Raw genomic sequence first — 12,824 nt, 5'->3', positions numbered from 1 at the left:
AAGTTGCCGCCGCAACACTGGCGTAGAGTCCGTCGCTCCGGGCAAGCCAACTCGCCCAAGGGCTTTTCCGACCATTTAGGAAACAGATACGTCTCATCCAAACAATCGATTTTGCCAATCCAAGAGAACCGCGCATAGTCCGCTCCCGCGATGCTCCGCGTACCGACGGAATAATGACCGCTGAATGCGCGCGAAAAGCAAATTGCATGACCGCTAGGTGCAATTGGTACTTTCTGCGCGGATACAAATTCGGGTACCGACCTCGAATTTTTCGGGCCCCGCCGGAGATCTACCAACCATTGGATTGGCCCCGATGACGAAAATGACTGCCTCGATGTTCCGACCTGAACCTGGCGCAGCTTGAACGATTCGCCGGAGCAAACAAATGCAAGTTCTCGATTTTAATCATATATCGCAGATCTTCGTGGACTCGCTCGAGCTAGTGGTGGTCTTCGCCACCATCTGCGCCGCGCTGGAGTTCACCTTCCCGGCCTATCGATATAGTCTTGCCTCATACGCTCGCGGCGTGCGGAATTGGCTTATTCGGCTCGGATTGGGTGCCTTTATCTGGCACTTCTTCGCTGTTGGTTTGGCCTGGCTTGGTGTAAAGCCGCTGGTAACGATCAATTTCGCAACGTTGCTCCACTCTGACAACGCAATTGTCAGCAGTGGTTTGGCGGTCCTTTCCGGGGTTTTAGTCGCGATTGCTGGCGATTTCTTTTACTATTGGATGCACCGCGCTCAGCATGCTGTTCCATTCCTCTGGCGGCTTCACGCAACGCACCACTCGATCCGCGAATTGACGGCATGGAATTGCAATCATCATATCTCCGAACCACTCGTTTACGCAGCTCTGGTAGCACTGCCACTGGCTCTGATCCATTTTGAATCTGGCGCGGTGCCCATCGTTGCCATGACGCTGATTACGTTCCAGGCCCATCTTTCGCACTCCAGTACCCGCATCAATCTTGGGCCGCTTCGATACATCATTGGCGACAACAAATTCCACCGCATCCACCACTCGATGGAACCGCATCACCGGCACCGAAACTATGGGTTTTTCACAACCCTCTGGGATACGATTTTTTTAACGGCATACTGGCCAAAAAAGAATGAGTGGCCGGAGGTTGGCATGCGAAACCAGCCCGAGCCGCTGACCGTGCGGGATTATATTATGTTCCCATTCGATCGACGTCGCTGGCGTAAACCCAAAGTTGGAAATGCTGTGGAGGCCAGGGATTAGACGAGTGGAGGCTTACGCCTCAATTATGAATGCATATCCAGAACATCCACAGGCACCCGACAAGCCTCCACCTAACAAGGACTGTTGCGCCTGAGCGGCAGCAGATTTTCCTATCGCGCTGCCGCGTTGGCGAGATTGGCCGGAAATGGTCGCGCCAGTCGCGTGACTTCGCCGGCGCTGCACGGTCAGGCCAGCAATCCCTCTCGGGCGTCCGCGCGCTCTGTCTAACGGGGCAAGGTGGGCACCTGTTATCTGCTTCACGACACGGTTAATCAGCTGAGACCGGCCAGACGGCGGAGTAACCGGTCAAATAGCCGTCTTGCACGTCCCGTCGCGCGGCACCATCAGCTCGCTACCACCTCGGATCGTCTCCGGCGAAACATTTGAGCATTTGTAACAAATCCTTCCAGAAAATTCACAGAGGCTTTGCAACACCAAATTACTAAAAATGGTAGATCCCTAAGGCGGTTTGACGTCAGCGAGGTCAATCCGGATGCATTTGTTTCCGGTCACAAAGCTGCGACCTGTGCGAAGAACCTGACTCTACCTGGGAGAGGCTGGCACTTACGGCGCGATGCAAGGCTCGCGGCGCCGCGAGACTCGTGCCGAATAGATCGGCATGCGGAAAGTCATCCCAACTGATCGCGCCCGGCCGGCGTGGGCCCGCAGTCGTTGGAGATATCGATGCCCGAATATGACGTGCTTTGCATCGGCAATGCCATTGTCGACATCATCGCGCAGTGCGACGAAGCCTTTCTCGAGACCAACGGCATCATCAAGGGGGCGATGAACCTCATCGACGCCAGGCGCGCCGAATTGCTTTACAGCCGCATGGGGCCGGCGATCGAGGCTTCCGGCGGCAGCGCCGGCAACACGGCGGCCGGCGTCGCCAGTCTCGGCGGGCGGGCAGCCTTCTTCGGCAAGGTGTCGAACGACGCACTGGGCGACATCTACACCCATGACATTCACGCCCAGGGCGTTGCGTTCGACACCAAGCCGCTCGCGGGCGAACCGCCAACCGCGCGCTCGATGATCTTTGTCACTCCCGACGGCGAGCGTTCGATGAACACCTATCTCGGCGCCTGCGTCGAACTTGGCCCCGAGGATGTCGAGGCCGACAAGGCCGCCGGCGCCAAGGTGACCTATTTCGAGGGCTATCTGTGGGATCCGCCGCGCGCCAAGGAAGCGATCCGGCAGACCGCCAGGCTGGCGCATGCGGCAGGCCGCGAGGTTTCGATGACGCTGTCGGATTCCTTCTGCGTCGACCGCTACCGCGACGAGTTCCTCGAGCTGATGCGGTCGGGCACCGTCGACATCGTCTTTGCCAACAGTCACGAGATCAAATCGCTCTACCAGACCGCTTCTTTCGAGGAGGCGCTCGCCGCCATCCGCAAGGATTGCAAAATAGCCGCCGTCACACGTTCCGAAAAAGGCTCGGTGATCGTGCGCGGCGACGAAACCGTCACCATCGAGGCGACGAGGATCAAGGAACTGGTCGACACGACCGGCGCCGGTGACCTTTATGCCGCCGGCTTCCTCTACGGCTACACGAGCGGGCGCAGCCTCAAGGATTGCGGCGATCTCGGTTCGCTGGCCGCCGGGCTGGTGATCCAGCAGATCGGCCCTCGTCCGCGCCAGAACCTGCGCCGTGAGGCCGAGCAGGCCGGGCTGCTTTAGGGGCCTCGCGGTTCTGCTGGCGCGCCACCCCGCCCTCGCGCCCCAATCGGTCCGACAAGGCCCGGGCTCACAGCCCTTGCGCAGCCGCGTTGAACCGCCGTTTGGCCCAGTTCTGCACAGCGCGCCATTTGTCGATTTGGCCGGTCACCCGCAGCAGCCAAGGTCTGGCTTCACGTAGCCAATCTCACTTACCGCGTGCCGAATTAAACGTATTCACGATCGAAAAGTTCGTCCTCTGCGGACTTGGAAATCACGCCGACAGTACAAGCGCGTTCACATAATGACATAAAGATTTCTTTATTCGAGGTTGACAAAAGAGCTGACTGCTGTGATTGTGTCCAAGCCATGGTTCTCCGTACGGCGCTGCTGCAGCGGAGCTAAGAGGGAAGCCGGTGCGATGCCGGCGCTGCCCCCGCAACTGTTAGAGGCGAGCCGACCCCCACTCATGTCACTGAGGCGAACAGCCTCGGGAAGACGGGTAGAGGCTATGACCCCCGAGCCAGGAGACCTGCCACGGCAACTTTTGTCCACGGGCGGGGTGTCTCGGTGGCCGCTGCAGCCCGGCGTTCGTACCGGCCTACTGGCGCCTTCGTTGTCCCCCACGCCCCAACCATCGGGGTATCGCATGACTCTCTCTCAGCAAATTCCTGTAGCAACGCTTGGTTTGCCGCGTATCGGTCGCAGGCGAGAATTGAAATTCTCGCTAGAAAGCTATTGGTCAGGAAAATCTTGCGCTGCCGACCTTCTCGCGACGGCAAAGGCGCTCCGTGCCGCGAGCTGGGAGGAGCAGCGCGATCGCGGTGTGTCGAAAATCCCATCGAACGATTTTTCGCTCTACGACCATGTACTCGACACCGCCGCCATGGTCGGCGCCGTGCCGTCCCGCTACGAATGGAATGGCGGCGAGGTCCCGCTCGATACCTATTTCGCCATGGCACGCGGCAACCAAGGTCAGACGGGGAATTGCGACTCTGGCCGGGAGCGTGCGGCTTGCCCTACCCTAACTGCGATGGAAATGACCAAATGGTTCGACACCAACTATCATTACATTGTGCCAGAACTTGACGACGATCAGGCATTCACACTCTCGTCGACCAAACCGGTTGATTACTTCATCGAGGCTAAAGCCCTGGGCATTCATACACGCCCGGTCATCCTTGGACCGGTCACTTTTCTCAAGCTGGCGAAGTCGCCCTCCGAAGGTTTCAATCCCCTGGCGCTCCTGCCGCGGCTTCTTCCCGTCTACGAGCAACTCCTGCGGAGGCTGAAATTCTCGGGAGCCGATTGGGTGCAGATCGATGAACCAGCGCTTGTGCTCGACCTAAACCCGAACGAACGAGCTGCACTTGAATTTGCCTATGGGCAGCTGTCGAAGGCCGCGCCCGAGCTGAAGATCATGCTGGGTACCTATTTCGGGCCGTTGGGAGACAATCTCGAGACGGCGATATCGCTGCCTGTGGCGGGCCTGCATCTTGATCTCTCGCGTGCTCCCGAACAGTTGGAGACGGCTGGTCGGCTCGCGCCTAAGGACCTGGTGCTTTCGCTTGGCTTGGTCAACGGCCGCAACGTCTGGCGCGCGAACCTCACTGCCATTCTCGACGGCATCAAGCCGATCGTCGCGGGCTGGCCCTTGGACCGAGTCGAGATCGCGCCTTCGTGCTCGATGCTGCATGTGCCGATCGACTTGCGTATGGAGACGGCACTGGATGCGAACATCAGGTCATGGCTCGCATTCGCGGCCCAGAAGATCGAAGAGCTGGTCATCCTGGCCCGGGCCTTGTCCCAAGGTAGAGATGCTGTGGCCGGCGAGTTGAAAGCTTCTGACGAGGCTGCCTCGACTCGCGCAACATCCACGAAGGTCCATGACCCGCTCGTTGAAGGGCGGATTGCCGACATCAACGGCGCTATGAAGCAACGAAAGAGCGCATTTGCCGAGCGTTCCAGGGTCCAGGCCCGCACGCTCGGCCTGCCGCCATTCCCCACGACGACGATTGGATCCTTTCCGCAGACGCCTCAGGTGCGCAAGGCGCGTTCCGCTCACGCGAAGGGCGAGCTCAGCTATGTCGATTACGAAACCTTTTTGAAGAAGGAGATCGAGGCCGCTATTCGCTGGCAAGAGGAGATCGGGCTGGACGTGCTGGTGCATGGCGAGTTCGAACGAAACGACATGGTACAGCATTTCGGCGAGCAACTTTCCGGCTTCGCCTTCACCGAACATGCCTGGGTGCAGAGCTATGGGTCACGCTACGTGCGTCCCCCCATCATCTTCGGCGACGTATCGCGCCCCAATCCGATGACAGTGCGCTGGTGGCAATTCGCCCAGTCGCTTACGAAAAAGCCTGTGAAGGGAATGCTTACAGGCCCAGTGACCATTCTCAATTGGTCTTTTGTTCGCGACGACATACCCCGCTCCGAGGTCTGCCGCCAGATAGCGCTCGCTATTCGCGATGAAGTGACGGACCTCGAAAGATCCGGCGCAAGGATGATCCAGATCGACGAGGCCGCTTTTCGCGAAGGCTTGCCGCTGCGCAAGTGCGACTGGAAGGTCTATCTTAACTGGTCGGTCGAATGCTTCCGGATCGCTTCAACAGGTGTAAAGGACTCGACACAGATCCATACCCACATGTGCTATTCGGAGTTCAACGAGATCATCGGCGCGATCGCTGAGCTGGATGCGGATGTAATTTCGATTGAGACATCGCGCTCGGCAATGGAACTGCTGGACGCCTTTACGAGTTCTAAATATCCCAACGAAATCGGCCCAGGAGTTTATGACATCCACTCACCGCGCGTTCCGGAAGTCGCTGAGATTTCGGGCCCTCCTCATGCTTGCCCGCAAGCGCTTGTCTGATGGCCAACTTTGGGTAAACCCCGACTGTGGCCTCAAAACCCGCAACTGGGAGGAGGTCCGCCCTGCCCTTGTGAACATGGTCGCTGCAGCACGCGCGCTCCGGGAGAGAGTGCAGGTCTGAGGCTTTGCCGAGTTCTCGTGTGGCCAATCGACGGTTACTGCTGCCACGAATTTCGCGAAAACGCCCTCGGTTCGCAGCACGTCCCGCCAACATGATGCCATCGCGACGAGCAGACGACGGAATCGTCGTCTGCCCTTTTAGATTTGATCAAAGGACGCGGAAGTCGCGTGGCCTTCCCTCTCAGTGATGGTTCGTTATTACCGTTTTTTCCGACTTTCCGACGCTTAGGCCATTTTGTTTTCCTGAAATCGGCGAGAGAGGTAGAGGCGTTGTCGCGGGAGCGCGCGGCACTTCTGCGCCGACATGGTGGGATGCGCTCACCTATCGGCCGTCTCAGGTACCCTGTCTTCCGCTTACGCGCCTCAGCTTCGTGGTTGGGATCTTATGAGGGGCCGCCGCACGCCCCAAGTCATGCTAAGTCTCCCGATACGCAGTCGCGTATCCGGGTAAAGCGTAAGGTCAAGTCAAGACACAAGCCTATCCTTGATCCCCTTCCCGTCTTCCTGGACACCGGCTTTGAGCCATTGGGGATCAGTCGGATGATGCACATGCAAGGAAGCTGCTCGTGGCGCTGTGGAAATACGTGACCGCAGGCGTTGTCATCGAGGCACTGAATGGCCTTCCTGAATTAAGAATATAAAATTATCACCAGCAGGTGTAGCCACCATCCGCCAACAATACCGTTCCCGTAATATAGCTTGATGCGTCACTCGCGAGAAATTGGACGGCAGATGCAATCTCATGTGGTTGGCCGAAGCGGCCCATAGGTGTCCGGTCAGACCATGCCCTGACCACTTCTATAGGATACTGGTTGGTCATCTCTGACTCTACGAATCCAGGCGCAACTGCGTTCACGCGAACTCCGGATCTTGCCCATTCGCAAGCAAGGGTCTTGGTTACCATAGTAACCCCTGCCTTGCTCGCATTGTAAGCCGTGACCACGGATGCCTGTCGGGTGACAATATCTCCGCATATCGAACTAATATTTACAATAACCCCAGAACCGCGCTCCGCCATGAGGGAACCGAAGGTGCGACTGCAGTAGAATAGGCCATCCAAGTTGACCGAAAGGACAGCTCGCCAATCCTCGTCAGTTGTATATTTCGTGGGGGCCGCGCGGGACACACCGGCATTGTTAATAAGGATGTCAGGACAAATTGCGATGCCATTGGCGAGATCGCGTATAGCGTGCGAGTCCCTAACATCAAGCTGGTAAACGTCCGGCTTAACTGGGAATTGATTTGCGGCCGCGGCCACGCGAACCCCATCTCTTCCAGTGAGAATTACGTGGGCACCAGCTTCTTGTAATGTAAGCGCGACTTGTAATCCAATGCCGCGTGCTCCGCCGGTCACCAAAGCGGTCTTCCCACGCAAGCTGAATCTGCTATCCATGACTGGTCTTGTCACCTCCTACTGTTAGGGCAACGGCGGTTGGTATGTTAGCACCCGATTTAATACTCAGAGTAACCGTCTTATGGCGCCAATAATGCTGTCCCTCGTTGGAAAAAAGTCCTTCTCAAGAGAAGGGCTGAATGGGACATGAATGTCCGGAGCACTCAGGCGCAAAATTGGTCGCTTCAATAGATCGAAGGACTCTTCCGCCATCACTGCCGCAATTTCGCTTCCGACGTTGCAGATACGGTGTCCGTTCTCGACAATAATCAGGCGCCCGGTCTTCTCGATTGACATCTTGATTGCCTCATAATCGAGCGGCTTCAATGTCCGCGGATCGATCACTTCGACCGAAATGCCTTCCTCGACGAGGTAGTTGGCAGCTTCCATTGTCGGCCTAATAGCTCCGGCGATGGCAACGATGGAAACGTGCCTCCCCTCGTGCTTCACGTCCGCTTTGCCGATTGGGATTACATGGTTCGGATCCGTGGGGACGTCGCCTTTGAGAGGCCATAGACGGGCGTCCTCGAAGACGAGTACAGGATCGCCGTCACGAATGGCAGATTTCATGAGGCCTTTGATATCGGCAGCGCTGGTCGGGCTAATAATCTTGAGGCCCGGGATATTCATAAAAAGCGGATATGGACGATCGGCATGCTGTGCCGCCTCGGAGCCCGTCGAGAACATACAGCAGCGAAAGACGATTGGGATCTCGATCTGGCCCCCAGTCATATACCGCAATTTTGAAGCCTGGTTTACAATCTGGTCGCAGGCGAGATAGATGAAACTGGCAGTTGAAAGGTCAACGATGGGTCGCAAACCATTGATGGCAGCCCCGATGCCCAGTCCCGTAAAGCTGCCTTCCGAAATTGGCATGTTCCAAACCCGGTTCTTGCCGAAGCATTCGATAAGCTTGCCGCCGCCGTGAACTGAGATGTCCTCTCCCATCAATACAACACGCTCATCCCGATACATTTCCTCCAGCTGGGCCTGCACGATCGCTTCAAAATAGGTCAACTGTATATGGGGACCCGGCGTCGCTAGATCTCCGCGGGCACTGTCGTTCACATCCATTAATTCCCTCCAGCCTGGCCTTAGCGTGCGATGGGCGACACGAACATATAATCGGGCAACGTTTCGGGCCGGGGCATGGGGCTGACCAAAGCAAATTGCACGGCCTGCTTGACGGCTTGGGCCACTTCATACTCGATGGTTTTTAGAGTCTCTTCGTCTATACCCTCTTCGATAAGCACAGTGCGATATAGCAAAATTGGGTCCCGGTAGCGTTTGTGTGCCTCGACTTCTTCGACCGGACGATAAGGCTCCTCAGGAACGGCCAAGCCTATATTGTGTTCATCGAACCGATATGTGTTGGCCACTATGAGAGTAGGCCCCTGTCCCGCGCGTGCTCGTGTGACCGCATATGCCGCAGATTGATAGACGGCGCTGACGTCCTGTCCGTCAACTACTACTCCTGGAATTCCGTAACCTGCCGCTCGTAGCGCAATGTCAGGCTGTCCGTGGCTTGTCGCTACCGAGGTGGTAATTGCATAGCCATTGTTCTCGCACAGATAAATGACGGGGAGCCTCCACAACGATGCCATGTTGAGGCTCTCATGAAAAGTGCCCTGGTTCACGGCTCCGTCGCCGAAAAAGCAAAGAGTAACCTGATCGACGCCGCGCACCTTGGCGCTGAATGCGCACCCTGTGGCAAGCGGAATGCCCCCTCCGACGATTCCCGATTCACTGATAATCCCGACCGAATTATCCGCAACGTGCATCGAACCGCCACGCCCCTTGCAAATGCCGCCCTCCTTACCCATCAGTTCTGCCATAAGCGCCTCCAGATGCGCGCCCTTCCCAATCGGATGGCCATGCGAACGGTGTGTTCCGGTCATGGCGTCATCGTCCCGAAGGGCGAGGCTTGCTCCGACGATAGCGCCTTCCTGACCCACCGCCGTGTGAAACCAACCAGGGATCTGACCACGGTTGAACAGGCACTTACCCTCTTCTTCGAATCGGCGGATGCGAAGCATCCGTCTAAAAGCCTCTAGCCTCCGATCGCCCTTCAACTGCATGACCCAACCGTGCCCGTCGGCAAACTGAATGGGCGCCCGCCTGCAGTACAAGAGAGTGCATTGGCTAACTCCTCATGCTCGAGGTCCAAAAATACGCGGCAAGTCTCTATCCTGCATTCGGGTAGCGCGGGCCCGCCGATGCGTTTAAGCGGATGGACGAAACGCCGTGTTCGCCTTGTAGGGCCTTGGTGGGTCTCCTCGGCATTCTCCCGGTATCGAGAAGCAGTCACCGGCGGTTCGGCGAGTGCGGCATGTGGGAACTCGGACCCCTGACCAGGGTTGCGCAAAGCAATCACCACATCAAATTTGCAATGCGTACGGCCCCCGTATGGGCTGCTAACGGGCATGATCTCGGCAGGCACTTTCATCTGGTTCGCTGTCAGCAATGACCTTGTTCCTTCGGGTCCACAATCCTGTGCACGTGTCATGCCATTTGACCCGAAGGCCCACGTTACACGGTTCTGCATCGAAGAAAGGCGTCATGAAAGAACTTTACGGGCCTCCTTTTGTTCGAAGTTCGCCAACAATGTCGGGAGAAAAAACTTCCCCGGACGCGCATTCGAAAAACTTGGTCGCTGCGGCTAGGGCTCTGACATTCACCAGCGAGACGTTGCTCAACAGGCCGAGACGGTCTTCTCTTAGCCGCCATTCCTGGCCTCGTCCTTGCTTGCGAAGATAAAACACCACGCGAATCCAGTCTCAAGCAAGCACCCTGCCGTCTCACGGAAGGCTTTTGTCCCAAGTTAGACAAGAATGTCCGACACCCAACCAAATGGATAGAGGCCGGGGCGGTGCGGACAAAAGCGCTGACTAACCCCGTGAGGGGCTCGTTCTCTATCGCGTCGCTCGAAGAGAAGAGCCGAGGGTAGCGGCGCAGTTGTCAACCGCCTGCAAATCGCAACGACCGAAATCAACCGAATGATCGGGTTGCTCAGTAGCGCAGGGCTGGGTGGCGCCGACGGCGACGATGACGCTAGTGACACTGGTGATCCTCTGCAACTGCCGGACCTGCGGACGGTGCCCATCCCAATCTGGCGATGGGCTCCGAAACAAGACGTAGCTCTCGGTCAGCGATTGGCTGCCAGGGTTCAACTCGCGTCGGGATGTCACTCACCCCAGTCAGGATGGCACGGGTTTCCAACCGCTCAGCACCATCTTCGAGACTACGCAGGCGAACATTGAATAGTTGTGTGCGTCAAGTTCTGCAAAATGGCTTGGCAGTGACGTTGCGTCCGCCGCGCAGCCCCGTGTAGCGGAGCGGCGGGCGCACCGGCAGATTCAGGCGGCCAATGCCCTCAGGTTCTCCTTCTTGTGCTCGCGCAGATGCTCCATGTTGAGGTAGCGGGTGGCCTCGAGCCAGGTCTCATGGATCTCCATCGCCAGCGCCCGCACCAGCCGCAGACAGCTCTGCGGATTGGGGAAGATGCGCACGACCAGCGTGCGCCGCTTGATCTCCTGATTCAGCCGGCTCCAGCATGTTCGTCGAATTCATGCTTGTGATGGGCAAGCGGCAGCCGATATAAGCTCAGCGTCTCCTCGATGTTGTCTTCCACCCAGGTTACCAGCCTTGGGTACTTGGCCTGCCATTTGGCGATCCATTGCGCCAGATCGCGCTCGACCTTGGCAACATCGCGACGGTCGTAAAACCATCTGAGTTCCACCAGGCAATCGTCATCGACCGCCCAGCGCCTCCGTCATCTCGGCTTCCAGGACTCCTGCACCACACTCTGCAAAACCCGCCGAAAGCCGTCCGCATCCGACAGCAGTGGCGCTTTCAACTCTGGCCCGCTCAGCTTAACTTCTCGCTTGGTCATGGCACTTCCCTTCCACGGGATCGGTGAACCGCAATTTCGCCAGCGTGCCATGGCCGCCCCAACCTCAGAGCAGCGGCCGTTCTCTCTTCATTGAATGCCAAGTTAGCTCACGGGAAGCAGTATTACAGACCTGTAAAACGGCCTCCTTTACGCCGGAGCCCTGGGCAATTCCTTAAGAGACTCTGGGCCGCACAGCTGACCTAAATATTGCACCGGTCCTACAACTATCTTTACAAAACATTTGCAAATTTCCGGTGACTGCAATGCTAGCATCCATGTCGGAGACCGCCCCGCACACGGAAAAGGTGGAGTTATCAGATATGGCAAAAAGAGCTCTCGTTCTGATCGAAGGCCACAGAAGCATGGGGCTGCTATTTGTCCAAGCCGCCCAGCGTCTTGGCCTTCATCCGATCTTGCTCTCAGCCAATCCAGCTCAGTACGGCTATCTTGCGGCCGAAGGCATCGAAGCAATCAGAGTCGATACGGCTAACCCCGATTCGCTGATCCTCGAATGTTCGCGACTGCGTACGATCTATGACATAGCCGGCATTACGGGCGCTTTGGACTCTGTCTATGCAACTGTTGGCAAGCTTTGCCAGCATTTCAATTTACCAGGACCAAAGCCGGAATCGATTGGAGGATGCTGCGACAAACTCGCTCAACGTCAGCTCCTCGCCGAGGCCGGCGTGCCAATACCTGCTTATCGTTTCGCAGCGAATGCGACGGACGTAGAAAGCTCTGTAGCGGAAATCGGTCTGCCAGCGATTCTTAAGCCGGCCGTGGGGACCGGGAGCAGGGGCGTTAGATTGTGCCGCAACGCCGACGAGTTGGCCGAACATACGACCTATCTGTTGGGCCGGAAGCATATACAGCCACCCTATCTGATGGGCGAGTCTTCGCCGAGGATGCTGGTCGAAGAATGGGTAGAAGGTCCCCATTATAGCACTGAGGTGATGGGGAGTGAGGTCATTGGGATCGCCGCCATTGACTGGGGCGAACCACCCCATTTTGTTTTGCGCGGGTGCTCCTACCCTGCCCTGCTGACTGATAACGAGCACAGGGCAATCATAGACGCTTCGCTCAACTGTTTGCGAGCCCTCAACCTTGGCTGGGGGCCAACCAACATTGAGTTTGTTTGGACGAAACGGGGCCCGGTTGTCATTGAGGTCAATCCACGTCTTGCTGGTACGCCCACTCCTCAACTGATTCAGCTCGCCTACGGCATTGACCTCATTACCGAGCACCTCAGGTTTGTCATTGGAGAGGAATGGAATCTGCGCAGAATGCGTTCGCATACTGCGGCCGCACGGTTTTTGGTTGCAGAAAGTGATGGGACACTCGATTGGATCTGTGGCCACAGTCGTGCCGCTGCTATGCCAGGCGTTTCCGAGGTAAAATTGTATGTTGAACCCAAGAGTCCTATTTTAAGGAACGGCGATTTCCGAGATTGTATTGGACATATCTTCGCCTCTTCACCGAGCGTTGAGCGAACCGAAGCGATAGTACAGTCCGCCACTGACTTGATACGATGGTCGATTACCCCATTTTCGGTGTCGGATGAGTAGGATCACCAAGCGTAAACTCCGACACCGTGATATGTCGAAGCCTCAAAGCCGTAGAAGATCTTCCCCTTACATCCGCACGTGAA

6 protein-coding genes, 2 pseudogenes and 1 riboswitch are annotated in these 12,824 nt (G+C 57.1%); of the genes and pseudogenes, 4 read left to right on the top strand and 4 right to left on the bottom strand.

The genetic code is table 11. From position 1 onward, the window contains the following. Positions 1–385 precede the first annotated feature (385 nt). The 3 genes and pseudogenes from ACVMIM_RS12420 (at position 386) to metE (ending at position 5,892) form a co-directional block, all read left to right on the top strand. On the top strand, positions 386–1,243 hold the full coding sequence (locus ACVMIM_RS12420; protein WP_476112225.1) for a sterol desaturase family protein: 858 nt from the start codon (positions 386–388) through the stop codon (positions 1,241–1,243). Positions 1,244–1,927: 684 nt separating this feature from the next. Further along, entirely contained in the window at positions 1,928–2,920 is a 993-nt protein-coding gene (locus ACVMIM_RS12415) for an adenosine kinase (RefSeq protein WP_476112224.1), read from the top strand. 329 nt (positions 2,921–3,249) lie between these two features. After that, positions 3,250–3,450, top strand: a riboswitch (cobalamin riboswitch). 95 nt (positions 3,451–3,545) lie between these two features. Beyond that, positions 3,546–5,892, top strand: a pseudogene (gene metE, locus ACVMIM_RS12410) (5-methyltetrahydropteroyltriglutamate--homocysteine S-methyltransferase). Between the two features lie 645 nt (positions 5,893–6,537). Here metE and ACVMIM_RS12405 read toward each other — a convergent pair. The 4 genes and pseudogenes from ACVMIM_RS12405 to ACVMIM_RS12390 form a co-directional block, all read right to left on the bottom strand. Continuing rightward, on the bottom strand, positions 6,538–7,284 hold the full coding sequence (locus tag ACVMIM_RS12405) for an SDR family NAD(P)-dependent oxidoreductase (protein ID WP_476112223.1): 747 nt from the start codon (positions 7,282–7,284) through the stop codon (positions 6,538–6,540). 66 nt (positions 7,285–7,350) lie between these two features. After that, positions 7,351–8,358 (bottom strand): alpha-ketoacid dehydrogenase subunit beta, encoded by a 1,008-nt coding sequence (locus ACVMIM_RS12400; protein WP_476112221.1) that lies wholly within the window; start codon positions 8,356–8,358, stop codon positions 7,351–7,353. Positions 8,359–8,378: 20 nt separating this feature from the next. Further along, positions 8,379–9,320 (bottom strand): thiamine pyrophosphate-dependent dehydrogenase E1 component subunit alpha, encoded by a 942-nt coding sequence (locus tag ACVMIM_RS12395; RefSeq protein ID WP_476112219.1) that lies wholly within the window; start codon positions 9,318–9,320, stop codon positions 8,379–8,381. A 1,320-nt stretch (positions 9,321–10,640) separates the two neighbouring features. Continuing rightward, positions 10,641–11,035 (bottom strand): annotated as a pseudogene (locus tag ACVMIM_RS12390) (transposase); the annotation flags it as partial. 461 nt (positions 11,036–11,496) lie between these two features. Between ACVMIM_RS12390 and ACVMIM_RS12385 the strand changes: the two are divergent. Beyond that, entirely contained in the window at positions 11,497–12,741 is a 1,245-nt protein-coding gene (locus ACVMIM_RS12385; RefSeq protein WP_476117195.1) for an ATP-grasp domain-containing protein, read from the top strand. Positions 12,742–12,824: the final 83 nt, after the last annotated feature.

It is taken from the genome of Mesorhizobium sp. USDA 4413, from assembly GCF_056280365.1.
Note: the sequence above shows the minus strand (reverse complement) of the source record. Positions and strands in the feature narration are given on the sequence as shown.

Coding starts and splice junctions, on each gene's coding strand:
- ACVMIM_RS12420 (WP_476112225.1), top strand. CDS start 386: ATGCAAGTTCTCGATTTTAATCATATATCGCAGATCTTCGTGGACTCG.
- ACVMIM_RS12415 (WP_476112224.1), top strand. CDS start 1,928: ATGCCCGAATATGACGTGCTTTGCATCGGCAATGCCATTGTCGACATC.
- ACVMIM_RS12405 (WP_476112223.1), bottom strand. CDS start 7,284: ATGGATAGCAGATTCAGCTTGCGTGGGAAGACCGCTTTGGTGACCGGC.
- ACVMIM_RS12400 (WP_476112221.1), bottom strand. CDS start 8,358: ATGGATGTGAACGACAGTGCCCGCGGAGATCTAGCGACGCCGGGTCCC.
- ACVMIM_RS12395 (WP_476112219.1), bottom strand. CDS start 9,320: ATGCTTCGCATCCGCCGATTCGAAGAAGAGGGTAAGTGCCTGTTCAAC.
- ACVMIM_RS12385 (WP_476117195.1), top strand. CDS start 11,497: ATGGCAAAAAGAGCTCTCGTTCTGATCGAAGGCCACAGAAGCATGGGG.